The sequence below is a fragment of the Leptotrichia sp. oral taxon 417 genome (genome assembly GCF_013394865.1).
Classification (GTDB): Bacteria; Fusobacteriota; Fusobacteriia; order Fusobacteriales; family Leptotrichiaceae; genus Leptotrichia; species Leptotrichia wadei_A.
On sequence record NZ_JABXYV010000001.1, the window covers coordinates 1,106,025 to 1,131,780 of the forward strand.

The following is a 25,756-nucleotide window of genomic DNA, read 5'->3' on the forward strand; positions in this document are numbered from 1 at the left end:
GCAAGAATGCACTTTTTTGTTATATAGTTACCTTTTGGTATAAATTGTGGAAATATAAAGAAAATGATTGAATAAATCTTAAAAATAGCTCTATACACAAATTATATAATATATTACGACAAATAAAAAATGAAACGAAAAGCTTTTCGTTGCAAAAATATTATAAAAAAGCTATTTCATAAAATAACCCTTATGAGATAGCTTTTAATTCAATAAAATTTATTTTTAAAAATTTCAAATCTTACAATTCTCTAAATTTTTTATACATCTTGATTCATTTTCGGAATGCTCTTCATTTCCCCTTTCAAAACAATCACAGATACAACAAAAGCTATGAAATCTGCTATTGGGAATGCGAACATAATTCCATCAATACCCATAAAATATGGTAAAATTATTAGTAATGGTAAAAGTGATATAATTTGTCTTACAAGTGACAAAAAAGCTCCTTTTGAGGCCCTTCCAATTGATGTTAAAAACATTGTAATAGCACCTTGAATACCATTTAGGAATATGAAGAATAAAAATACTCGCATATATTTTGTTCCGTATTGAAAGTAGAGTTTGCTTCCGTTACCGAAGACAGAAATTATTTGAACAGGGAAAAGTTCAGCGATTGCAAATGCTACTAAAGAAATAATAAAAGCCACTTTTAGAGATAATTTTAAAATTTCTCGAACCCTTGCAAATTTTTTTGCTCCATAATTAAATCCAGCAATAGGCTGAGCTCCTTGCGTCAATCCCAATAAAATTGCTATAAATATGACATTTATTTTCATAACAATTCCAGCAACGGCAATAGGAATTTCACTTCCATAAATAGATTTCGCACCATAAATTTTCAATAAATTATTTGTCACAATTTGAACAATTAGTGCAGAACATTGGAAAATCAAAGGCGATGTTCCCAACATAAACAAAATCCAAATTTCTCGTATTTTTATCTTAAAATCCTTCAATTCAAATTTTACACTTTTAAATCTAAAAAAATATAATCCTAGCATAATTGCTGAGATAAATTGCCCAATTACAGTCGCCCAAGCAGCACCGTCCATTCCCATATTAAATCCAAACATAAACAGCGGATCAAGAATCGTATTTGTAATAGCTCCAATAACTATTGCAAGCATTGAATAAAAAGAATTTCCATCAGCTCTAACCATAGGATTTGCTCCTATCGAAAATAATAAAAACGGTATTCCAAGAGATGTAATTTGAGTATATTCAATCGCATAATCAAAAATTTGATTAGTAGCCCCAAAGGCCGTCAACATTGGTCTTAAAAAAATATTAATTAATATACACAAAATAATACCACTTAAAAGTAACATTGTAGCCGCAGTTCCAGCCACGCTTTTTGCCCTTTTCGGACGCTTCCTTCCCAATTCCAAATTAAAGTTAGTCGCAGCTCCAACTCCAGTCATAAGCCCAATCGCAAGACAAATCGTCGTAAGTGGAAAAGCTACATTTGTAGCCGCATTCCCAAGAAACCCAATTTTTTGCCCAATAAAAATCTGATCCACAACATTGTAAAGAGCATTAACCAAGTTAGCAATGATAGCAGGAACCGCAAGTGAAACCAGTAATTTTCCAACAGGTTCTGTACCAAATTTAGTTTTCCGTTCATTTATTGCTTTCGTTTTTCCCATTTTTCCTTCCTTTCCAAAATTTTTAAATATGATAAAATTATCTCTGATAAAAAGAGAAAATATTTTTTGTAACAAGAAAACTGAGAAAAAATCCCAGTTTTAAGCCATCATATTAGTATAGTAAAAAATAATATCTTATGAGTATTTTACTACATTTGGTAAAGGTTTTCAAATTTTTTTATTTAGTTTAGAACAGAATATTATGGTAGATTTTAGAATAAAAGAATTTGTTGTAATGTAAACTGACTTTAGAAATAAAAAATGATATAAAACATGTAGATTTTTTGTCAAAAATATTGTACAATAAGTAGAGGTGATTAGTATGATAGCTACAAATTATTCAAATGTGAGAAACAATTTAAAAAAATATTGTGATAAGGCAACTGATGATTATGAAACAGTCATCATAACAAGAAAAAATGACAAAAATGTGGTACTGATGAGTGAAGAGGAATATAACAATTTGATGGAAAATCTTTATATTATGTCAAATAAGAAATATTATAATGAACTGTTAAAAAGAAAAGAAGAAGTAGAGGCGGGAAATGTACAAATACATGATATAATTGAGGTGGAATAATGAATTTGATTTGGAATAATGAGGCTTGGGAAGAATATCTCCAATGGCAAAAACAGGATAAAAAAATAGTCAAAAAATAAATGAAATAATAAAAGACATCAAAAGAAACGGAAATGAAGGGATAGGGAAACCTGAGCCTTTAAAGCATGAACTGAGTGGATATTGGAGCAGAAGAATTACTGATAAGCACAGGTTTATATATAAACTGACAGAAACAAGTATAGTAGTTATTGCCTGTGCAAGTCATCATAAATAATAGAAATTACGAAAAATAAAGGCATGATTAAAAAACAGACTTCTTTAAAATTGAGAGAAAATCTTAATTTAAGTGGTCTTTTTTTTGTCTTTTTGAAATTTATATAACAAAATTTGTAAATATTATTGTGTAGAGTCATTTTTAAGAAAAATTCTATTTAAAGAAAATTTATGAAAAAAATAGGGTATAATATTACTATATAAAATTTAAAATATAAATTTTGTTAATATTGAAAAAATATAGAAAGGGCAAGTTATGAAAAAGATAATTTTAATTTTGGTAAGTGTATTATTTTTAGTGAGCTGTAGTGGGAATATTCCCTTTTCGGAGGAGGAAAAAGGAACTTTAAAAAAGGCAAAAATAGAGATTGCTGAAATGAAGAAAAATCCGACAATTGCAGAAAAAGAAAGAGTTTTGAAAAAAGGGATAGAAGTCCAGAGAAAATATTTACGAATTGGGGTAGTGTATTTTAAAAGTGTGGAAAAGGATATTCCGATGGCAGATTATTATCTGGCAAGAAATTATAGTGCAAGAGGGGAAAAAGAAGAGGCACTGAAATGGGCAAGAAAAGGATCGGACAGAGGAGTAAAGGAAGCAAGTGCGTTTGCAGGGTGGATATATGCTAATCGTATGGAGGAGTTAAATGCGAGAAAGTATTATATAAGGGCAATGGATCAAGGAGATTACAGCGAGGACATCTTGTTTAGAGTATGGGTATATGGAGAAAGGAAAGAAATTGATAGCGAAGTGGTGGAAGCATTTAAAAGAAATTTAAATAAAAATATTGAGGTAAAAAATGCTTTGGCTTTTTATTATCAGAGACACGATTACTTTGACGAAGCTGAAAAACTCTACAAGGAACTTGTTAATGAAAAATATCCTAATGCAGAAAGACTTTTAGGGGAACTTTATATGTCGAAAAAAGATTATGGCAAAGCTGAAGAATGGTTATTAAAAGAATCGGAAAAATTATTTTCACATTCAGAAGACAATGTAAAACATATTGAAGAAAAAAGAGCAAGATTATTACGTCTGTTAGCAAAAGTTTATGAAATGAAAGGAGATTACGGTAAGGCTGAAAATAACCTTTTAAAAGCAAAAGAACTTGCACATAAGGAGCTTGCGTTAACGAGCTTGGCAGCGCTGTATGAAAAGCAAGGAAAATATAATCAAGCTATAAAAATAAACGATGAATTGAAAGAGTTAAAAAAATAGAAATATCGAGAAGTTAAAATCTAGGAAGAATTAAAGAAGTGAGATTTGTTTTAAAAGAGAAAAAAGCAATGAAAGGTTGTATTTTGTTAAATGTATCAAAATATTATCAGATATTTTTATATAAGAAGTAGAAAAGCAAAATATTAAATAAAACAGGAATCAAAATTTGTAAACACAAATACTCTTGTTTTTTTGTGAAAAATGTGGTACTCTTATAATATAAAAATTAATTTTATAATAAATACAATTATGTAATTATAATTGTATAAAATGGAAAGGATGAAAAAGATGAAAAAATATGATGCAATAATAATTGGATTTGGAAAAGGTGGAAAAACTTTGGCAGGGTTTTTGGCTGGGAAAGGTCAGAATGTGGCTTTGGTTGAGAAATCGGATAAGATGTATGGAGGAACTTGTATAAATATTGGATGTATTCCTACGAAAAAGCTTGTTGACAGTACAAAAGTTCTTAAAAATAAAGGGTTAAATGGTATTGAAGAAAAAGAAAGATTTTATGAAGAAAGTATAAATAATAAAAATAAATTGATTGGTGCATTGCGTGGAAAAAATTATGAAATGCTGGCTACAAAGGAAAATATTGATATTTATGATGGATTTGGAAGTTTTGCTTCAAAAAATGTGGTTAATATTGAAAGTAATGGGGAAAATGTTCAGATTGAAGGGGAAAAGATATTTATAAATACAGGTTCGACTACAATAATTCCTGGTATAAAAGGACTTAAAGAAAGTAATCACGTTTATACAAGCACTTCAATTATGGAACTAAAGGAACTTCCTAAGAAATTGACTATTTTGGGAGCAGGGTACATTGGATTGGAATTTGCTTCGATGTATGCTGATTTTGGGTCAGAAGTTACGGTAATTGATTTAGCAAAAAGACTTATGCCTAGAGAAGATGAAGAAATTGCTGATAGGGCAAGGGCTATATTTGAGGCAAAAGGGATTAAATTTTTATTGGAATCAAAAATTGAGGAAATTATTGATAAAAATGGAAAAGGATATGTGCAAATTTCACAAGGAGCAAGCAAGAGCGAAATTGAATCAGACGCAATTCTTGTGGCAATCGGAAGAAAACCTAATACAGAAGGGCTTAATTTAGAAGCAGCAGGAGTAAAAACTGATGGAAAAGGTGCAGTTGTAGTTGATGAAACATTGAAAACAACAGCTGATAACATTTGGGCAATGGGAGATGTGAAAGGCGGACTTCAATTTACATACATTTCTCTTGATGACTTTAGAATAATAAGGGATAATCTTTACAATGGAGGAAATAGAACAGTAAACGATAGAAATGTAATTCCATACAGCGTATTTGTAAATCCACCATTATCAAGAGTTGGAATGACTGAAAGTGAAGCAATTGCCAAAGGATATGAAGTAAAAACAGGAAGACTTGAAGCAATGGCAATTCCAAAAGCAAAAATAGAAGGTGTAACAGATGGACTTCTTAAAGCAGTTGTAGATGCAAAAACAGATAAAATATTGGGATGTACTTTACTATGTAACACTTCCCACGAAATGATAAACATTGTTGCAGCGGCCATGAAAGCTGAACAAAAATATACATTCCTAAAAGACATGATATTTACTCATCCGACAATGAGCGAGGCTTTGAATGATTTATTTGGAAGCGTGAAATAAAGAAAATAAAAAATATTTTAGTTAAAATTTATGAATTTTTATGAAGTAATTAAAAATACTACAAAGAATGGAGAATAAATGGGCGAGTTTTTAATAATTATGGGATTAGTAGTATTTTATAATCTGTTTAAGATTATTTTTAATATTATAAGAATAATTTTTTTAAAGAAAAAAGTAAAAAGGTTCTTGAAAATTGATTTAATTTCTGAAATAATTTATTTTTTAGAATGGATAGATTTGATGAGAAATGCAATTATTTTAGTACCTAGTCAAATATTTCATTCAGTTTTTTACTATGTTGCTATTTTAATATTTTTGATAAATAAAAGAAACAAAAAAATTCATAATTATATTTTATTTTCAATAATAACAATTGATATAATAATTGTTTTATTTCTTTTAAATATGCTAGAATTATATCTTATTACGTTCATTACAGTAATTGTGTATATTTTTATAATTGTAATTTTAAGAAAAGATAGAGATAAATTGCGAGATTGTGGATATTTAACACTATCTTTACTGGATATTGCAAATATTTTTATATCATATATTGCATTTATAGGATATGCTGTTTCGGCATTTTAAAAAATAATAAGATAGAATAATAAGTAAAAAATTTCTTTAAATAAAAATCACGGTTATTAAGATTAACTGTGATTTTTTGCTATAGATATTTGTGAAAATGTATAAATTTTTTTAAAGAAATGCTTTAGTAAAAAGTGTTGATAAATTACAAGTAATGCAGTATAATAATATTGTTATATACTTTTTGGATTATGAAATTTTTGCAATAGAAAAAAGATAAAAAAATAAGCCCAACATTAAGGGCTTAAACACAATAGAATTTTACTTTAATATATTAGACCTGTTCGATAACTATACAAACTTAGAATTTAATAAAATAAATATCTTGAAGCAAGGGGTCTTGACCCCTTGTATAGATAAAAAAATTAGGTTATCGAACATATCTATTATGCCATATTTTAGATAAAATTAAGGTGGAAATTAGAAATATAAAGTAATATTTTTAGAAAGGAAGATTTAAAAATGGAAGACATTATAAAAAAAATAAATGAATTTTCAAAATTAGCACGTGAGAGAGAGTTGACGGAGGAAGAGAAGAAAGAGCGTGAAAAATATAGAAAAATGTATATTGAGAAATTTAAGGAAAGTGTGAGAGGGCATTTGGACAGTATTAAGGTTGTTAGAGTGGATGATGACGGGAATCCGATTGATGATGATGGGAATGTTATTGAGCCTGAAGCGTAAAAAAATAAAGCAAATTGGGGAAGGAGTGAATAAAAATTTATGAAATATGATTTAGTTATATTTGATTTGGACGGGACGCTTATGGATACGTCAAAATCTATTACAAAGACTGTAAATTCAGCGATGGAAGAACTTGGGAAAAAGCAGTATTCTATTGATGAGTGTGTGAAATTTGTTGGTGGTGGAGTTTCAGGGTTGGCTCGGAATATTTTGGGAAAAGAGAAGTATACGGATGTAACGAATGAGGAAATGGAAAAAGTTATAAGAAAATATTATGATATTTACTTTGACTATGGTGTTGAGCCTTATGAAGGAATACCTGAATTGCTGGATTTTTTGACAGAAAATAATATAAAAAAAGGGATTGTGACGAATAAGGATCATGAAACGGCTTTGTCTGCTGTTGAAAAAAAATTGTCGAAATGGAGATTTGATGGGATATTTGGATCGAATGAAAAGGAGTATCCGAATAAGCCGAATCCTTATAATGTTGACAGAATGGCACAAAATTTGGATGTTCCAAAAGATAGAATATTATTTGTCGGGGATATGCTTGTGGATGTAAATACTGCTAAAAATGCTGGAGTTGATATTGTTTACTGTAAATGGGGATTTGGTGAAGTGAAAGGTGAAACTGGAATTAATGAAGATGTGAAAGTATCTGATGTTCAGGAAATTATAAAAAAAATAAAATAAATTTAGATTCTTTTAGAATAAGTGAATTTTAAAAAAGTCTGATTTAGAAAGTAAAAAACGGAATTTGTTTTGAAAACTATAATTAATTTCCGTTTTTTTATTTATTAAAATAATCTGGTATTAAAGAGATTAAGTATGAAGTTAATCGCGAACCAAAAAGTTAAGGAAATAATTATTCAAATATATTTTCTTGTCTGTTAATGGATATTGTGGTATACTTATTTTTATAAAGCGATTAAGTAGTGAAAGAAGTCAAAGAATTATGAAAAGAGGGAAGGAGAAGGAATTTTTATGGAAAAAAGAAAAAGAGTTGTATTAGGAATGTCGGGTGGAGTGGATTCTTCTGTTGCGGCAATTTTATTAAAAGAACAAGGATATGATGTGATTGGCGTTTTTATGAAAAATTGGGAAGAAAAGGATGAAAATGGGGTCTGCATGGCAGAAGAGGATTATAAGGATGTAATTGCTGTGGCTGAACAATTGGAAATACCCTATTATTCGGTAAATTTTGTAAAGGAATATTGGGATAAGGTTTTTACTTATTTTCTTGATGAATATAAAAGGGGAAGAACTCCAAATCCTGATGTGATGTGTAACAAGGAAATTAAATTCCGTGCATTTTTAGATTATGCGATGAAACTTGGGGCAGACTATGTGGCGACAGGGCATTATGCAAGAATTATTCACGAGGAAGTGGAAGATGAAAATGGGAAAAGAATAAAGTCGACTATGTTAAGAGGAGTTGATGACAATAAAGACCAAACTTATTTTCTTTGTCAATTAAGTCAGGAACAATTGGAAAAGGTGCTGTTTCCATTGGGAGAATATACAAAGCCTCAAATTCGTGAGATTGCTGAAAAATATAATTTGGCAACGGCTAAGAAGAAGGACAGTACAGGAATTTGCTTTATTGGAGAACGTGATTTTAATAAATTTTTATCCCAATATTTGCCTGCAAAGGGTGGAAATATTGTAAATACGCAAGGAAAAGTGCTAGGACATCATAATGGACTTATGTATTACACAATTGGACAAAGAAAGGGAATTGGAATCGGAAATACGAAGGAAGGGACTGGAGAGCCTTGGTTTGTTGTGGATAAGGATTTGGAAAAAAATGAATTGATTGTAACGCAAGGGGATAATTCAGTGCTTTATTCAAAAGGTTTAATTGCAACAGATTTTAACTTTATAAATGAAGTTCAGTTTCCATTGGAATGTACTGTGAAATTCAGATATAGACAAAAGGATACAAAAGCTGTAATTAATAAACTTGATGAAAATGAATATGAAGTGATATTTGATGAACCGCAAAAGGCTGTGACATTAGGGCAAATTGTGGTTGCTTATGATGGTGAGGTTTGCCTCGGCGGGGGAGTTATTGATAAAATTATAAAATAAATTGTTTATTTTTGAAATTAGTTCAAGCTTTTAAAAAACAGTCATTCAGATTTTGAAGTTTTTTTCTTTCGATTGCTATAACATTTAAATATTTGGCAGAAGATGCATAAGTCTTGCTCCCTTGTAAAAATAAAAAAATTAGGTTATCGAACATGTCTAATATAAAAAAAGGAGATGATAGAATTTGAAAAAATTAAAACTTTTTATAGGAGTATTCTCTATTTTAAGTGTAATCTCAACAGGAAATAAACTTTATGCTTATAATGAAATACAAGGTATATTTAAACCAGGAAATCAAGAAAATAAAAATATACCAGATAATAGTCAATCAAGAAGCGAAAATGTTCAAACTCCACAAGTAGAAATTGTTGTTGATCCTATGTGGGAATATTATATTGAATATCATGAAAGAATTGATGCAGAATTACAAGATGTTTATGATAATCCTTCTCACGAAACTGCAGTAAAACATATGGTTTGGGTTGAGGTTCCTATATGGAAATTAAAAAATGGGCAAAAGGTTTCAAGCAAGGCAAAAGTACAAGTATTAAATTTATTAGCAGAAGATGTGAAAAGTATATTTACTGAAATATACAATGGACCAGAAAAATTTCCTATTAAATCATTAGGAGGCTATAATTGGCGATCTAATGGGCTAACTAGCCTTCATAGTACTGGCCGTGCAATAGATATAAATCCTGATGAAAATCCTCAGATAAGTGCTGATGGAGAAGTTTTAGTAGGTAAAAAATGGGAACCAGGAATAAATCCTTATTCTATTACTCCAGACGGAGATGTTGTAAAAGCATTTTCTAAAAAAGGATGGACTTGGGGAGCTGGATTTTCAAGAGCTGATTATATGCATTTTGACTTTTAATATTTGTAGGTATCAAAGTGGTAAGTACTGAATAATAACAGTATTTTTAATCACAAAGATCGAGGCAATTGAAAGAAAGGAACTTCAAAATCTAAATGACTAATTTAATATTTAATAAGGGAGGAAAATGAAAGAATTAATATTTTGTTTAAATGCAACTATGCCTGTATTTTTACTTATGATACTTGGGTATATTTTTAGAAGAGTTGGAGTAATAGACTTGGAATTTGCAGATAAGATGAACAGGTTTGTATTTTTGGCTCTTTTGCCTGCGCTTTTATTCAAGGAATTGTCATTGTCTGATTTTTCAGCAATTTGGGATTTGAAATATTTATTATTTTGCTTTTTTACAACATTTCTTTCAATTTTAATAATGTGTATTTCATCAATTTTTTTGAAGGACAGGTCAATTCGTGGAGAATTTATTCAGGCCAGCTTTAGGAGCAGTGCGGCTTTACTTGCTTATGCCTTTGTGCAGAATGTTTATGGAGAGGCTAAGATTGTGGCGCTTATGGTAATTGGAGCGGTTCCGTTGTATAATGTAGCTTCAGTTGTGATTTTGATGCTGCTTCGCCCAGAACAGGGAAAATTAAACAGAGTTGTCTTGAAAAATACGTTAAAGGGAGTTATTAAAAATCCCTTAATATTGGGAATTTTAGCTGGAATGATTTGGGCAATGTTAAAAATTCCACAGCCTGTTATTATGAAAAAATCTATTTCGACATTTGCGGCTGCAGCGACTCCGCTTGGATTGCTGGCACTTGGAGCGAGTTTTGATGTGAAGGAAGTTTTTTCTAAAATAAAAGTTGTGCTAGTTTCATCTTCATTTAAATTAATAATACTTACTGCGATATTCTTGCCAATAGCGGTAAAAATGGGATTTGAGGATGAAAAACTGGTTGCAGTGCTTGGAATGTTGGGAAGTCCGACAACTCCAACTTCGTTTACAATGGCGAGAGGAATGGGGCATAACGGCTCGGTAACTTCTGGAACAGTTATGGTTACAACGATTATGAGCATATTTACATTAACAGGCTGGCTATACATCTTAAAAGTTGCAGGATTGGTATAAATAAAGGAATTTGGAGGTAAAAACGATGAAATTAAAAAAATACATCCTAATTGGAATGACGGCTTTATTAGCTGTTGTGGCTTGTGATAATAAAAAAAATAATAAGGATAAAGAAAAAGTGAAGGCAGTAAATGTAAAAAAGGATATTTCCAATGAGGAAATAAAAAAATACAGTGAATATTTAAAAATAAGTGAAGAGCCAAATTCAGAAGAGTGGAATGATTTTTTTACAGAAATAAAAAAAGATGAATTTTCTGATGCGAATGGAAATATAAAAGATATTTCAGGCGAAATAATATCTATTGTAAATCTTGATGGTTCAATTAATTTAATAGGCAATTATATTAAAGAAATAACCGATGTAATGCAAAAAAGTCCAAAAATGGAAGCTATTGATACAAATGCTCAAAATTTAGTTGATTCTTTAATTCAGGAGCAAAAGGTTTTGACGGAAATTAATGACTATTTTGAAAAGGGAGATTACAAAACTGATAAACTGGGAAGAGTTGATGAATTAAATGATAAATATAGGGTTGTCTTGCGAAATCGGCTTGAAAACAGCAAAATATTTTCTAATTCTTTGCATGAATTTGCAGAAGCAATTAATAAAAAAATGGAAGCACAGTTACAAAAGGATGGAAAAACAGCTACATTGAATATTCTAAAATTTGTAAATTCGGCAAATGGATTTGAGGAAGCAGCTTTTAGTAAAAATAACTTGAATTTTGACGAAGAAGAAGTAAAAGGCCTGGAAAAAGCTAATAATGAGCTGCAGAAGGCATATAAAAATATAGCAGGAATGACAGTTGAAAATGCCAAAAAAGAAAATATAAGCGAATCAGATTTTAAAAAGATAAAGGAAAGTTCAAAGGCGTTGTCTGAAAATACGCAAAAAATGCTGACAGGAGTAAAAAATCAGAATATTCAGGATGTAGTGATAAGTGCAAGTAATATTTTAAGTGCTAAAACTGATTTGGAAAATGTTTTTAATGTTTTGCTGATACAAAAGTAAAAAATTAACTTTATTGATTAATTGAAAAAATTTAATCATTAATAAAATATATTGAATTATATAAAACTTATATATTAGAATTATTGACAAAAAGCTAAAAAAAATGGTATATTATAAAAAGGTAAAGTTAGAAAAGGAATTAATTTATTTTTATAAAGAAAGTAATAAATTTTTAGTTTAAATAAAGGCAGGAGGAAAGTTGAAATGAAAAAAATGTTGTTGTTGATGGTTCTGGCATTAAGCGTTTTTATGTGCAGTGTCCAGAAAGAGGAAAAGAAAGAAGAAAATAATGCTAATGGAATTCCTAAGAAAATTGTAGCTGGACTTGATGATTCATTTGTTCCAATGGGATTTAAAAATGAAAAAGGTGAAATTGTAGGATTTGACATTGATTTGGCTAGGGCGGTAGCTCAAAAGTTAGGAAGTGAAGTTGAATTTAAGCCAATAAACTGGGATTCTAAGATACTTGACTTAAATGGTGGAAATATTGACTTGATTTGGAATGGGCTTACTATAACAGATGAGAGAAAAAAAGAAACTGAAATGACAAAGCCATATTTGACAAGTCATCAGCTTATAATAACAAAAACAGGTTCAAATATTAAGACAAAGGCTGATTTAAAAGGGAAAATTGTTGGAAGCCAAAGTGAAAGCAGTGGAGAAGAAGCTGTTAAAAAATCGGGTGAAGACAAAACATTCAAGGAATTTAAAACTTATGCGCAGTATGATCAGGCATTTATGGATCTTGATGCCGGGAGAATTGATGCAATTATAGCTGATGAAGTATTGGCAAAATATACTAAAAAAACGAAAGAAACTCAAGCTAAAAAAGAGCTTTACAATATTTTAAGCGATAATTACGGAGAAGAAGAATACGGAATTGCCGCTAAAAAAGGCAACACTAAGTTGATAGAAGCAATAAACAAGGCTATTGAAGAATTAAAAGCAGACGGGACTTACCAAAAAATTTATTCTAAGTGGTTTAAAGATTAGTAATGAACCAAGCGTTGACAATATTTATTGAACTGGTAAAAACATTACCAAATATCATAATGCTGTATATACTTACAATCATATTTTCCATCCCGTTGGGAATTTTAGGAGCATTGGCATATACAGGAAAAAATAAAATAGTAAAATTCTTTATTTCGGTTTATACCTGGATTTTTCGTGGTACACCTTTAATGTTGCAATTAATGGTAGTTTATTATGGAATTCCGCTTATGAAAATTGGTGGATATAAAATCGTGCTTGAGCCATATACTGCGGCAACTATTACATTTATTATAAATTATGCGGCATATCTTGTAGAAATTATGAGAAGCGGGATAGAAAGTATTGACAAGGGACAGCATGAGGCGGCAAAAGTGCTTGGTTACAGTTATTGGCAGAAAATAATATATGTCATTTTACCTCAAGCAATAAGAAGAGTGCTGCCAACATTGGGAAATGAGGCGATTACGCTTATAAAGGATACTTCACTTATATATGTCCTGGCTGTAACTGAAGTTATGAAGCGGACAAAGGAGCTGGCTAACATTTATTATAATATTACGCCGTATATCTGTGCAATTATTATTTATCTTGTACTAAGTTTTGCGATTGACAGATTGTTTAAAAATATTGAAAAAAGAAATAAAGTTAGAATTTAGAAAATTAAAAACATTAAATTTAAATAAAAAAATTTAAGTAATGTAAATTTAGGAGATAAATCGTGAAAAGTGAAAAAAAAATAGTAGAAGTAAAAAATCTGAAAAAACAGTATGGCGATAATGTAATTTTAAAAAATATAAATTTACATATTGACAGGGGGGAAGTTGTTTCATTAATAGGGCCTTCAGGAAGTGGAAAATCAACGATCTTGCGATGTATAGCAGATCTTGAGTCGATAACATCTGGAGAAATTTTGATTGAAGGAAACAATTTAACAGATAAAAATGTAGATAAAAAAATAAAAAAGGAAATGCTGTTAAAAACTGGAATGGTTTTTCAGACATTTAATTTATTTCCTCACATGTCAGTTAGAAATAATATAGTTAGAACTTTAAAATTAGTAAAGAATATGAATACAGAAAAGGCTGAAAGTCTTGCAAAGGAAATGTTGAGTCTAGTAGGGCTTTCTGATAAAATTAATAATTATCCAAATGAACTTTCAGGAGGGCAGAAGCAAAGAGTTGCAATAGCAAGAGCATTGGCGCTGAAGCCAGATATTATGCTTTTTGACGAGCCTACATCGGCACTTGATCCAGAACTTGTAAAAGAGGTGCTGGATATAATAAGAAAATTGAAGAGTCAGAAAATAACGATGTTGATTGTAAGTCACGAAATGAACTTTGTACGTGAAATTTCAGATAGAGTAATTATTATGGAAAAGGGTGAAATACTGGAAACAGGAACTCCAAAGCAAATATTTGAAAACCCGTCTTCTCAAAGAGTAAGGGAATTTCTGAATGCAAATAAATAAAATTTAACATTAATTTTAGGGTATTATGAAACTAAATTATAATGCCCTTTTATTATATATTATATAAATATTATTTTTATATTTAAATTAAATATGAAATTAGTATAAAAAAATTTGAAATATGGCTTGTATATACAATAAAAAAATGTTATAATATAAAAAAGTTTGAGTGACTAAGTTTATCATAATGTTTATTTTTTATTAAAACTTAAATTATGAAATTAATTAAAAAGAAGTTGACTTTTAAAGTGATAAATAATATAATCTTTTTGAGAAATTAAGATGAAAAAATAAAAAGAGGTGAAATATGGAGGGTTTTATTAAGATAAAAAATTTGGTTAAGAAATATCAGCTTAATAACGGTAAAGAATTATTAGCTGTAAATAATGTAAACCTTGATATTGAACAAGGCGATATTTATGGAATTATGGGGCTTAGTGGAGCTGGGAAGTCAACACTTATTAGACTTCTTAACAGGTTGGAAGAGCCTACTTCTGGAGAAATTTTGGTAAAACAGGAAATTGTTGACAAAAAAGATAATACAGTTACTGGATATGAGGATAAAAATATTTTGAAATTTAATATGAAAATGCTGCGTGAATATCGGAAAAAAACGGGAATGATTTTTCAGCACTTTAATTTGCTAAATTCAAGAAATGTGGCGGAAAATGTGGCTTTTCCGTTGGAAATTTCAAAATGGAAAAAAAAGGATATTGAAAAAAGAGTAGATGAGCTGCTGGAAATTGTGGGACTTTCAGATAAAAAACTGAATTACCCTGAACAGCTTTCAGGAGGGCAAAAGCAAAGAGTTGCGATTGCAAGGGCGTTGGCTAATAATCCGAAAATATTGCTGTCGGATGAGGCAACTTCAGCACTTGATCCAAGAACTACTAATTCTATTTTGGAACTATTGAAGGATATAAATAAAAAATTTGGGATAACGATAATTCTTATTACTCACCAGATGGAAGTTATAAAAAAAATATGCAATAAAACGGCAATTATGTCGGATGGTCAAATTATTGAAAAAGGGGAAACAAAAGAGATTTTCCTGAATCCTAAAACAGATTTAGCAAAAGAATTTGTAGGAAATATTTCCCATGAAGAATTCCGCACAGAAGAAGAAAAGAAACATCGTGAGGAAAATAATGGAAAATTGCGGTTAAGGCTAAAATATAATGAGGATCAGGTAAATGAATCGTATATTACAAAAATTATCCGTAAATATGATGTTGAAGTAAATATTTTAAGCGGATTTATTGATAAAGTAGGCGATGTTATCGTGGGAAATTTACTGATAGAAATTTCTGCAAGTGAAGAGAAATCTAAAGATATTATCGAATGGCTAAAAGAAAATAAAATAGATTCGGAGGTGTTATAATGGGATTTGATTGGATTAAGTTTTTTCAGTTTCAAAATATGGCTCAGCCGTTATGGGAGACATTTTATATGGTGTTTTCTTCAACAATTGTAGCATTAATTATCGGACTTCCGATTGGAATTTTACTTGTCACTTCTGATGAAAAAGGAATAAAACCTAATAAAACTTTACATAAAATACTGGATATAGTTATTGTAAATATAACAAGATCTATACCGTTTATAATTTTGATAGTTTTATTAATTCCGCTTTCAAAATTAATATTTAAATATTCATTTGGAAGTGTTTCGTTTATTGTGCCGCTGTCATTGGGGTCAGCACCGTTTGTGGCAAGAATAATTGAAGGGGCTTTAAAGGAAGTTGATGAAGGACTTATTGAGGCTTCAAAATCAATGGGAGCAAAAACATCTGAAATAATTTTTAAAGTTATGATACCCGAAGCATTGCCGTCGCTTGTTCATGGAATTACATTGACATTAATCAGTTTAATTGGATATTCTGCAATGGCTGGTACAATTGGTGGAGGTGGACTTGGAAATGCCGCTGTAATAGATGGATTTCAAAGAAATAATCCTGAATTAATGTGGCAGGCAACAGTTGTTACAATTATTCTAGTTCAAATTATTCAGTTTATTGGAGATAGAATTGTAAGGGCATTGCTTGAAAAAAGAAAAAGGGCATAAAATAAAAAAATAAAAAATAAAAAATAAAAAATTAGGAGGCAAAAATGAAAAAATTGTTTACATTAGTGCTGATGATAGCGCTGTTTATCGTATCTTGTGGTGGAAAAGGCCAAAAATTAAGAGTGGGAGCAACACCAATACCACATGGTGATTTATTAAATTTAGTAAAGGATGATTTGAAAAAAGAAGGAATTGACTTGGAAGTTGTTCCGTATACTGATTATATCTTGCCAAATAAGGCACTTGCAGATAAAAGTATAGATGCTAACTTTTTCCAACATGTTCCATATATGGAAGACTTTGGAAAGAAAAATCATATTGATATGGTTGCAGTTGGAAATATTCATTTAGAGCCAATGGCATTGTATTCTAAAAAAATAAAAAATATTAAAGATTTGAAAAGTGGAGATACTTTAATAATTCCTAACGATCCTACTAATGGAGGACGTGCATTAATCTTACTTGACAAAGCTGGAATCATAAAATTAAAAGACAATAAAAATTTATCAGCAACACCTGCTGACATTGTTCAAAATCCTAAAAATTTAAAAATTGTGACAATGTCAAATGAACAAATTGCACCAAGATTAGATGAAGTTGCAGGAGCAATTATAAATTCAAATTTTGCAATTGATGCAAAAGTTACAAAAAATGAGATTATCTTAATAGAAGGAAAAGATTCTCCTTATGTAAATGTTGTTACTGTTTTAAAAGAAAATCAAAATGATGAAAGAGTGAAAAAACTTGTAAAGGCATTGCAAAGTGAAAAAGTTAAAAAATATATTGAAGAAAAATATGATGGTAGAGTAATTCCAGCATTTTAATTTTAGGATAATCAAGACAAAAATGGCTTTAAATTTAATTTAAGGCTATTTTTTTTATTTATCATTAGAAAAATAAATTTAAGATAAAATAAAAAAATTTATTTTTTGTATAAATTTGTTGAAATAAATTTAAGAAAAATGTATAATATATCCAAACTTCTTTAAAATATTGTTTTTATTTTTTAAAAAGAAGTTAGAATAAAAAGGAAAGGATAAGTTTCTTTTGAAATAAAGAAATGAATGAAGGATGAAAAAATTACTTATAGTTTCGCTATTTTTAGCTAGCATTAATTTAATTTATGCAGAAAATGAGAATGTTGATAATAATAAACTTTCATTGGAAAGATCATATCAAAATACTGGAAATACAGCAGCGCAGACTGTTCAAAAAAGATCAGGATTCTGGGATTTTTATGAAAAGCAGCAGGCAAAACTTTTGAAGGAAAAAGATAAGGAGTTATTCGATAATCTTAGTACAAAAACTAGATCTCAAGATGATTTTTACAAATATGTAAATGAAAATTGGGATGAGAAGACGCAGATTCCGAGTACAAAGCCAGCTTGGGGATCATTTTATGAACTTAATGAAAAAAATCAGGATTTTTTACGTAATTTGATAAAGGAATTAAAAAATAAGAAGACTTCGCTGACTGCGGATGAAAAAAAGGTATTGACACTTTATGACAGTTATTCTGATATGAAAAAAAGAAATGAAGAAGGATTATCGCCTATTCAAAAGGATTTGGAAAAAATAAACGGGATTCAAAATATTGAGGATTTGAAAAAATATAATGTAGAAGTTACAAAATATGGAAGTTCTGAATTTTATGGATGGGGGATAGGCACTGATCTTAACAATTCTAAAAATAATGCGGTATATTTAGGAAGCGCAGGGATTGGGCTGTCAAGAGATTATTACCAGAAGGATACTAAGGAAAATAGGGCAATATTGGAGGAATATACAAAATATGTCAGTGACATGTTGAAATATTTGGGAGAAGATAATACTCTTGAAAGAGCTAAAAAGATAGTTGCTTTTGAAAAGGGGATTGCAAATACTTTAATGACTAATGAAGAACGTCACGATGTTAAAAAGTATAATAATCCAGTAAAAGTAAGTGATTTAGCTACATTGTCTAAGAATGTAGACTTGGCTCAATATTTGAAACAGTTAAATGTGAAAACGGATAAAGTAATAATAACAGAGTTGAACTATTATAAAAATTTGGATAATTTTGTAAATGATGAGAATATTGACATAATTAAAGATTATATGAGATATAATTTAATTAGTTCTGCGGCAGGAGTTTTGAATGATGAGCTTGGTGCTAGAAGTTTTGAATTTTTTGGAAAATATTTGAATGGACAAAAGGAAAGGGAAACGCTTGAAAAGAGAGCATTGAACTTTACAGATGGAAGTCTTGGGGAAATAATTGGAAAGATTTATATTCAAAGAAATTTCTCACCTGAAGCGAAGAAAAATGCTAAAGAAATGGTTGATTACATCAAAAAGGCAATGAAAAACAGAATTGAAAAACTGGATTGGATGAGCGCCGCAACTAAGAAAAAAGCTCTTGAAAAACTGGCAAAAATTAATGTTAAAATAGGATATCCTGACAAATGGAAAGATTACAGCAAAATGACAATTTCAAGCAGTGATTCGTTGTATGATCAATTAAAGGGAATTAGTGAATGGGCTTATAACGAAGAGCTTAAAAAAGTAGGAAAGCCGGTAGATAAGACAGAATGGTACATGTCACCTCATACAATAAATGCCTATTATTCTCCAACAAGCAATGAGATTGTATTCCCGGCGGGAATTTTACAGTATCCATTTTATGACTATAATAAATTAGAAATGGCAAGTAATTTTGGAGCAATAGGGACAGTTATTGGGCATGAACTTACTCATGCATTTGATGTGTCTGGTGCTGAATATGATGGCGATGGAAATGTTAAGAACTGGTGGACTGCTGAAGATAAGGCAAAATTTGACTTGGCTACAAAAAAACTGGAAAATCAATTTTCAAAATATACAGTTGGAGATGGAGTTCATGTTAATGGAAAATATACATTAACAGAAAATATTGCAGATCTTGGGGGATTAAACGTTGCTTATGATGCATTGCAATTATATTTGAAGGATCATCCAAATTCCTCAAAAGCCTACCCAGATACGGTAAATAAATTATTCTTTTTAAGTTTTGCAAGAATGTGGCGACAAAAATCTACTCCAGAATATTTAAAGAACCTGGCAAAAACAGATTCACATTCACCAAATATATTCCGTGTAAACGGAACTTTGGAAAATATTGACGCATTCCATAAAGTATTTGAAACAAAACCAGGGGATAAAATGTACAAGGCTCCTGAAGATAGAATAAAAATCTGGTAAAAGAGCAGTTAAGTTTTTTTAGTTTTAGAAATAAAAAAAACAAATAGTTGAATTATAAAATTTTAAGATAATCGTTGCTGTAAAAGGTAACGATTACTTTTTTATTTTTCAAACAGGATTTAGCATAAATTCTTCAATTTCAAAAATATCGAAAATCAAAAAATAATAAAAGGAAAAATATCTAGTTTTATGATATAATATTTATGGATAATAAAAAAGATTTCATAAATAAAAAATGAACTAAAATTTTAGGAAATGGAGGGAACAAAAAGTGAAAAGAAAAACTATTAAAAATACAGTTGAGATTTCAGGAATTGGGCTTCATAAGGGCGAAAAGATAAAAATGGTATTAAGACCTGTGAGTCAGGAAACTGGGATTATTTTTAAGAGATTGGATGTTAATGATAAAAATAATGTTATAAAAGTTGCTCATGAAAATTTGTTTGATTTGGAAAGAGGGACTAATATTCAAAATGAGGATGGAGTGAGACTTCATACGATTGAGCATTTTATGTCGGCACTTTCAGTTTGTGGGATTACTGATATTTTTGTGGAAATTGAAGGGAATGAAATGCCGATTTTGGATGGAAGTTCAATTCAGTTTGTGGAAAAAATTGAAAATGCGGGGATTTTAGAATTGGATGAGGAAATAGAGCCTGTTGTGATTAAGGAGCCTGTTATTTTTTCAGATGAGAAGGCTGGGAAATATGTGATGGCATTGCCTTATGATGGATTTAAAATATCTTATACGATTGATTTTAATCATAGTTTTTTAAAATCGCAGTATTATGAGCTGGAAGTAAATTTGGAAAATTATGTGGAAAATATTGCAAAATGTAGAACTTTTGCCTTTGATTATGAAATTGATTTTCTTAAAAAGAATAATCTGGCATTGGGAGGAAGCTTGGAAAATGCTGTGGTAGTTGGGGCTAAAGGGCCTTTAAATCCAGAAGGATTGAGATACCCTGATGAATTTGTCAGACATAAAATTCTTGATATAATTGGAGATTTATATGTTTTGGGAACTCCAATAAAAGCTCATATTATTGCGATAAAGGCTGGGCATTTTGTAAATTCGCAATTAACTGGAATGATTGCAAAAAAATATTTGTAAAAAATATAAAAAACACTTGTAATTTGTAAAAAATCAAATATAATGTAAGTATAAAATTTTAAATTTTATTGAAAAGATTGAAATTAAACTAGATTTGATTTTGAGTAAAAAATTAAAATAAATAAAATATAAATTCAGGAGGAATAAAAAACATGGCAGCAAATGAAACAATTATGAATGTAGAGGATATTATGAAAATATTGCCACATAGATACCCATTTTTATTGGTAGATAGAGTTATAGAAAAAAATGGAACAGATAGTTTGGTAGCAATTAAGAATTTGACAATGAATGAAGAATTTTTTCAAGGACATTTTCCTGGGAAACCTGTTATGCCAGGAGTTTTACAAATGGAAGCACTTGCACAAGCAGTTGGGCTGCTTATGCTAGAACCTGGGAAAATACCTTTATTTATGTCAATTGACAAATGTAAGTTCAGAAAACCTGTTGTGCCTGGGGATCAGTTAAGACTTGAAGTGGAAAAATTAAGTGTAAGAAGAAATATTATTGTAGCAAAAGGGAAATGTTTAGTTGATGGAGCTGTTGTAAGTGAAGGTGAATTAAAATTCGCTGTAACAGATATGTAAAGACAAATAAAAAATGAAGAGGTATTAATTTATGAGTTCAAAGAATATACATCCAACGGCAATTGTTGATCCAAATGCTAAACTTGGAGAAAATGTAAAAATAGGGGCTTATTCGATTATAGGTCCGGAAGTTACAATTGGTAACGGGACAGTTGTAGAATCACATGTTGTAATTGAGGGTGAAACAATTATTGGTGAAAATAACTATATTTTTTCTTTTGCATCAATTGGAAAGGATCCGCAAGATTTGAAATTTGCAGGAGAAAAAACTAGGGTTGTTATTGGAAATAATAATAAAATTCGTGAATTTGTTACAATTCATCGGGGAACTACTGATAAATATGAAACAAGAGTTGGAAATAATACGCTTGTAATGGCTTATGTTCATATTGCTCACGATTGTATAATTGGAGATAACTGTGTGCTGGCAAATGCTGCGACTTTTGCAGGACATGTGGAAGTGGAAGATTATGCGGTGGTAGGCGGACTTACTGCTGTGCATCAGTTTACAAGAGTTGGGCGGCATGCGATGATAGGTGGATGTTCGGCTGTAAATCAGGATGTTGTTCCTTATATGCTGTCTGAAGGTAATAAGGCAAGAGCTGTATATATAAATATTGTAGGACTTCAACGTAGAGGCTTTTCAGATGAGCAGATAAAAAGATTGAGAGAGCTGTATAAAATTATATTTAAGAAAAAATTGAAACTGGAAGAAGCTCTTCAGACAGTTGAGCGTGAGTACGGACAATATGAGGAAGCTCAAAATCTTATTAATTTTATACGAAAAAGTAAAAGAGGTATTACAAGATAAAGTATAGAACTTTGAGATAGTATACTTGAACTCTAAAAAACATTAGAATTTAAATAAACAGAATTAAATATTGGATTTGAGTAAATAGTCGTAGCTTTAGAGTTCGGTTTTAAAGTGATTTTACTATACAATTAAAAAATTGAATATTAAAATTTGTATATAAAGATTTAAAATATAAAATTTCTCAAAATAATCTATGTTTTATTTTGAGTTAATTTTTTAATATAAATATTTTTTTAGAGAAAGAATAAAAAGGAAAAAATAAAAAATGACAATGGAAAAAGTAGGTCTAATTGCTGGAAATGGGAAATTGCCGAAATTATTTTTGAATCAGTGCATTTTAAAGGGTATTGAACCATTTTCGGTTTATCTGTTTGAAAGTGTGGAAGATAGTGTAAAGGAGCATAAAAATTCTGTAAAATATAGTGTAGCGCAAGTTGGGAAAATAATTTCATATTTTAAGAAAAATGGAATAACTCAGTTAATAATGCTTGGGAAAGTTGAAAAAAATCTGATTTTTTCAAATTTAAAATTTGATCTGACAGCAACAAAAATATTACTATCTACAAAAAATAAAAAGGATAAAAATATTTTAAAGGCGATAATTAATTATATCGAATCTGAAAATATTAAAGTTTTACCTCAAAATTACTTGCTAGATGAATATATTGCCAGAAATGAAGTTTATACGAAAACTTCTCCAAACAAAAATGAGGAAAAAACGATAGAAATCGGTATAGAAGCTGCACGAATGCTGACTGACATTGATGCAGGGCAGACAGTTGTTGTGAAAGATGAATCGGTTATTGCGCTGGAAGGTGTGGAAGGGACTGATAAGGCGATTTTACGTGGTGGGGAACTGGCTGGAAAAAATTGCATCATTGTGAAAATGGCAAGACGAAATCAGGATTATAGGATAGATATTCCAACGATCGGGTTAGAAACAATTAAGAAAGTAGCAGAGATAAATGGTCGTGGAATTGTGATAGAAGCTGACAAAATGTTGTTTATCGATAAAGAGGAAGTTATTAAATTTGCAAATAAAAATAAAATTTTTATAAAGGGAATTAAAATTTAAAGTCTAAATAGAAAATTTTAAATCCTTTTCAAAATAAAAAAATATAAAAGGCTAAAAAAATGAAAAATAATTATGATACAGCAGATTCAAAAAAAAAGAAAAAAATTTTTATTTCCTGTGGTGAAATGTCAGGAGATTTGCATGCTTCGTACATTGTGGAGGAAATGAGAAAAAAAGATGAAAATATTGAATTTTTTGGTGTAGTTGGAGATAAGTCGATAAAGGCTGGGGTTAAGGCTGTAAATCATATTAAGAATAATGATGTTATGGGATTTGTAGAGGCTTTGAAAAAGTATAGGTATTTCACGAAAAAGGCACATGAATATTTGCAGTTTATTAGGAAAAATGAAGTAGAAACTGTTATATTCGTTGATTTTGGAGGGTTTAACCTGAAATTTTTTGAATTGCTGAAAAAGAAAATTTTGAAAAAAGAACTGCAAAATCTGAGAATGATTTATTATATTCCGCCTAAAGTCTGGGCTTGGGGAAAAGGAAGAATAAAAAAATTGCGAAAATTTGACGATATTATTGTAATTTTTCCGTTTGAAAAGAAATATTATGATGAGAGTTTGAAAAAGGATGAGTCAAAAGGGCTGAAAGTGGAGTATTTCGGGAATCCGTTCGTTGATAAATATGATTTTTCTGATAAATTGGGAGAAAAAATATTGTTGCTGCCTGGAAGTAGAAAGCAGGAAATTGAGAAATTTTTGCCAGTAATTATAGAACTGGTTAGAAATAAAAAAGTTAAGAATGAAAAGTTTTTAATGAAATTGGCAAGTGAAGAGCATAAAAAATATATTCGTGAATTTGAAGAAAAATATAAAATTGATGTTTTAAAAATTCCAAATTTAGAAATAACTTTTGATGAAATAAAAAATATTCGGAAAGATTGTAAATATGCAATAGCAACTTCAGGAACAGTAACGTTTGAAATTTCGCTTATGGGGCTGCCTGTAATAGTAGTTTACAAGACTTCGGCAATTAATGCCTTTATTGCACGGCATATAGTAAAAATAAAATATATAACTCTGACTAATTTAAATGCTAATAAGGAAATTTTTAAGGAATTGCTGCAGGAGGATTTTTCTGTGGAAAAATTGCTTGAAGAAATGGAAATTATGGAAAAAAATAAAAAAAATACTGTTTTAGAGTTAAAAAAGGAAAGAGAAAAGTTGGGTAATTTTGGAGTTTTGGAAAAAATTGCCAATTATTTGCTAAAAAATAAAAATTGACTTTATAAAAAGGAAAAAATATGGAAAAAAAACGTGAAGAACTGTTAAAGGGTTCTATCTTGAAATTATTTGTAAAATATTTCATACCGACACTTATTGGATCTGCGGCAGTTGTTCTTTACAACATTGTTGATAGATTCTTTGTTGGGAAAATTAGTGAAAAGGCGCTTGCAGGTGCGGGAATTGCCTTTTATATTGTTATGTTAATTATTGCTTTTTCAATGTTCATCGGAGTTGGATCTGGAACAATTATTTCAATTAGGCTTGGGCAGGGAAAAAAGGGAGAAGCAAAAAAAATATTGGGAAATGCTGTAACATTATTTGCAATTTTAGGACTTTTATTGTATGCATTTTTAATATTGAATATTGACACAGTTTTACGGTACTCTGGTGCTAACAATGAAACGCTGCCTTATGCAAGGGCTTATCTTGAAATAATATTACTGGCGATTTTACCGTTATTTTATTCATTTGGGCTTTCAAATGTATTAAATGCGGCTGGAGCGCCACGAGTTGCAATGTTTTCAATGTTAATTGGGGCAGTTGTAAATATTATTTTAGATTATGTGGCTGTAATGATCATGCATACTGGAATTGAAGGGACTGCTTATGCGACTTTAATTGGAAATGTATTATCTGCGGTATTTGTATTGTGGTTTTTAATCGCTGGGAAACTACCGTTTAAAATTGATATGTTTGGATTTAAATTAGAAGAGGAAAGCGTTATTACAATAAGATTTTCAAAATTAAAATTAGATCCCAAAATAGTAAAGGATATTTTTTCAATTGGAATGTCGCCGTTTTTACTGCAAGCTGCAAGTTCAGGAGTTGGACTTGTAACAAATAAAATTGTAGATATTTATGGTGGAACTTACGGTGTGGCAGTTATGACAATTATAAATTCCTATTTGCCAATTATGACAATGAGTGTTTATGCAGTTTCTCAAGCTGTTCAGCCAATAATTGGATTTAATTATGGTGCAAAAAATTTTACAAGGGTTAAAAAATCTTTAATGACTGCTATAGGTGCAGGAGTCGTATTATCCTTTGCATTTTGGGTAATTGTAATGCTTTTGCCAAAACAATTGATTTTATTTTTTAATGAAAAGAGTACGCCTGAAGCTTTAAGGGAAGGAATAAAAGCTATTAGAATTTATTTTTCACTTGTAATAATTTCATCTTTTGGAATAACTGTACCAAATTATTTTCAGGCGACTGGACGTTCAAAATACTCGGTTACAATGAATTTAATGCGGCAAGTTGTTATATTTCTAGCAGTTGTCATAGTTTTTTCAAATATATGGAAACTGGATGGTGTATGGCTTGCACAGCCATTTACGGATTTTCTGTTCTTTTTGATACTTCTAGTATTTTTATACAGAGAAAAAAGATTTTTTGACAAAATGACTGAAAATCAAAGTCATTTACTGGAATCTAAAAATATAGAAGCTGCAGAGCATGAAAAAATAGATAAAAATAATAAATAACTTATTAAAAA

At 29.9% G+C, this 25,756-nt stretch carries 24 protein-coding genes and 1 pseudogene; 24 read left to right on the forward strand and 1 reads right to left on the reverse strand.

What is annotated here, in order from left to right:
• Positions 1–260 precede the first annotated feature (260 nt).
• Positions 261–1,649, reverse strand: a complete 1,389-nt coding sequence (locus tag HW276_RS05240; RefSeq protein ID WP_178937685.1) for an MATE family efflux transporter — start codon at positions 1,647–1,649, stop codon at positions 261–263.
• Positions 1,650–1,971: 322 nt separating this feature from the next.
• On the opposite strand from HW276_RS05240, the gene HW276_RS05245 reads away from it, so the two are divergent.
• The 24 genes and pseudogenes from HW276_RS05245 (at position 1,972) to HW276_RS05360 (ending at position 25,745) form a co-directional block, all read left to right on the forward strand.
• Positions 1,972–2,229 (forward strand): type II toxin-antitoxin system Phd/YefM family antitoxin, encoded by a 258-nt coding sequence (locus HW276_RS05245; protein ID WP_053393071.1) that lies wholly within the window; start codon positions 1,972–1,974, stop codon positions 2,227–2,229.
• A pseudogene (locus tag HW276_RS05250) lies at positions 2,229–2,485 on the forward strand (Txe/YoeB family addiction module toxin). Before HW276_RS05245 ends, HW276_RS05250 begins: the two are co-directional and overlap by 1 nt.
• A gap of 255 nt (positions 2,486–2,740) precedes the next feature.
• Positions 2,741–3,700, forward strand: coding sequence for a lipopolysaccharide assembly protein LapB (locus HW276_RS05255; protein WP_178937686.1), 960 nt, complete (start codon positions 2,741–2,743; stop codon positions 3,698–3,700).
• Between the two features lie 288 nt (positions 3,701–3,988).
• The gene (locus tag HW276_RS05260; protein ID WP_178937687.1) at positions 3,989–5,362 is read left to right on the forward strand and encodes an FAD-dependent oxidoreductase; all 1,374 of its coding nucleotides are present in this window, start codon (positions 3,989–3,991) and stop codon (positions 5,360–5,362) included.
• 78 nt (positions 5,363–5,440) lie between these two features.
• On the forward strand, positions 5,441–5,950 hold the full coding sequence (locus tag HW276_RS05265; protein ID WP_178937688.1) for a hypothetical protein: 510 nt from the start codon (positions 5,441–5,443) through the stop codon (positions 5,948–5,950).
• Between the two features lie 462 nt (positions 5,951–6,412).
• A complete protein-coding gene (locus tag HW276_RS05270; protein ID WP_018449912.1) occupies positions 6,413–6,634 on the forward strand; it encodes a DUF896 domain-containing protein in 222 nt (73 codons plus the stop codon).
• Between the two features lie 39 nt (positions 6,635–6,673).
• A complete protein-coding gene (locus HW276_RS05275; protein ID WP_178937689.1) occupies positions 6,674–7,330 on the forward strand; it encodes an HAD family hydrolase in 657 nt (218 codons plus the stop codon).
• A gap of 291 nt (positions 7,331–7,621) precedes the next feature.
• On the forward strand, positions 7,622–8,728 hold the full coding sequence (mnmA, locus tag HW276_RS05280) for a tRNA 2-thiouridine(34) synthase MnmA (protein ID WP_147003485.1): 1,107 nt from the start codon (positions 7,622–7,624) through the stop codon (positions 8,726–8,728).
• A 184-nt stretch (positions 8,729–8,912) separates the two neighbouring features.
• Positions 8,913–9,605 carry a M15 family metallopeptidase gene (locus HW276_RS05285; protein WP_178937690.1) on the forward strand — a complete coding sequence of 231 codons (693 nt, stop codon included), beginning with the start codon at positions 8,913–8,915 and terminating at the stop codon, positions 9,603–9,605.
• A gap of 127 nt (positions 9,606–9,732) precedes the next feature.
• Positions 9,733–10,677: an AEC family transporter gene (locus tag HW276_RS05290; RefSeq protein ID WP_147003487.1), complete on the forward strand. Its 945-nt coding sequence runs from the start codon at positions 9,733–9,735 to the stop codon at positions 10,675–10,677.
• A gap of 25 nt (positions 10,678–10,702) precedes the next feature.
• Positions 10,703–11,689, forward strand: coding sequence for a DUF3829 domain-containing protein (locus HW276_RS05295; RefSeq protein ID WP_178937691.1), 987 nt, complete (start codon positions 10,703–10,705; stop codon positions 11,687–11,689).
• A 204-nt stretch (positions 11,690–11,893) separates the two neighbouring features.
• Positions 11,894–12,682 (forward strand): amino acid ABC transporter substrate-binding protein, encoded by a 789-nt coding sequence (locus tag HW276_RS05300; protein WP_178937692.1) that lies wholly within the window; start codon positions 11,894–11,896, stop codon positions 12,680–12,682.
• Positions 12,683–12,684: 2 nt separating this feature from the next.
• On the forward strand, positions 12,685–13,341 hold the full coding sequence (locus tag HW276_RS05305; RefSeq protein ID WP_178937693.1) for an amino acid ABC transporter permease: 657 nt from the start codon (positions 12,685–12,687) through the stop codon (positions 13,339–13,341).
• Positions 13,342–13,421: 80 nt separating this feature from the next.
• A complete protein-coding gene (locus HW276_RS05310; RefSeq protein ID WP_178938527.1) occupies positions 13,422–14,153 on the forward strand; it encodes an amino acid ABC transporter ATP-binding protein in 732 nt (243 codons plus the stop codon).
• A 307-nt stretch (positions 14,154–14,460) separates the two neighbouring features.
• Positions 14,461–15,534 (forward strand): methionine ABC transporter ATP-binding protein, encoded by a 1,074-nt coding sequence (locus HW276_RS05315; RefSeq protein WP_147003492.1) that lies wholly within the window; start codon positions 14,461–14,463, stop codon positions 15,532–15,534.
• Entirely contained in the window at positions 15,534–16,217 is a 684-nt protein-coding gene (locus HW276_RS05320) for a methionine ABC transporter permease (RefSeq protein ID WP_178937694.1), read from the forward strand. The genes HW276_RS05315 and HW276_RS05320 overlap by 1 nt, the downstream gene beginning before the upstream one ends.
• Before the next feature lie 44 nt (positions 16,218–16,261).
• Positions 16,262–17,041, forward strand: a complete 780-nt coding sequence (locus HW276_RS05325; RefSeq protein WP_147003494.1) for a MetQ/NlpA family ABC transporter substrate-binding protein — start codon at positions 16,262–16,264, stop codon at positions 17,039–17,041.
• Between the two features lie 247 nt (positions 17,042–17,288).
• Positions 17,289–19,436 (forward strand): M13 family metallopeptidase, encoded by a 2,148-nt coding sequence (locus HW276_RS05330; RefSeq protein ID WP_178937695.1) that lies wholly within the window; start codon positions 17,289–17,291, stop codon positions 19,434–19,436.
• 271 nt (positions 19,437–19,707) lie between these two features.
• On the forward strand, positions 19,708–20,550 hold the full coding sequence (lpxC, locus tag HW276_RS05335) for a UDP-3-O-acyl-N-acetylglucosamine deacetylase (protein ID WP_178937696.1): 843 nt from the start codon (positions 19,708–19,710) through the stop codon (positions 20,548–20,550).
• A 152-nt stretch (positions 20,551–20,702) separates the two neighbouring features.
• On the forward strand, positions 20,703–21,137 hold the full coding sequence (gene fabZ / locus HW276_RS05340) for a 3-hydroxyacyl-ACP dehydratase FabZ (RefSeq protein WP_147003497.1): 435 nt from the start codon (positions 20,703–20,705) through the stop codon (positions 21,135–21,137).
• Positions 21,138–21,168: 31 nt separating this feature from the next.
• Positions 21,169–21,948, forward strand: a complete 780-nt coding sequence (gene lpxA, locus HW276_RS05345) for an acyl-ACP--UDP-N-acetylglucosamine O-acyltransferase (protein WP_178937697.1) — start codon at positions 21,169–21,171, stop codon at positions 21,946–21,948.
• Positions 21,949–22,216: 268 nt separating this feature from the next.
• On the forward strand, positions 22,217–23,026 hold the full coding sequence (locus HW276_RS05350) for an LpxI family protein (RefSeq protein ID WP_178937698.1): 810 nt from the start codon (positions 22,217–22,219) through the stop codon (positions 23,024–23,026).
• 59 nt (positions 23,027–23,085) lie between these two features.
• Positions 23,086–24,258 (forward strand): lipid-A-disaccharide synthase, encoded by a 1,173-nt coding sequence (gene lpxB, locus HW276_RS05355; RefSeq protein ID WP_178937699.1) that lies wholly within the window; start codon positions 23,086–23,088, stop codon positions 24,256–24,258.
• A 20-nt stretch (positions 24,259–24,278) separates the two neighbouring features.
• Positions 24,279–25,745, forward strand: coding sequence for an MATE family efflux transporter (locus HW276_RS05360; protein ID WP_178937700.1), 1,467 nt, complete (start codon positions 24,279–24,281; stop codon positions 25,743–25,745).
• Positions 25,746–25,756: the final 11 nt, after the last annotated feature.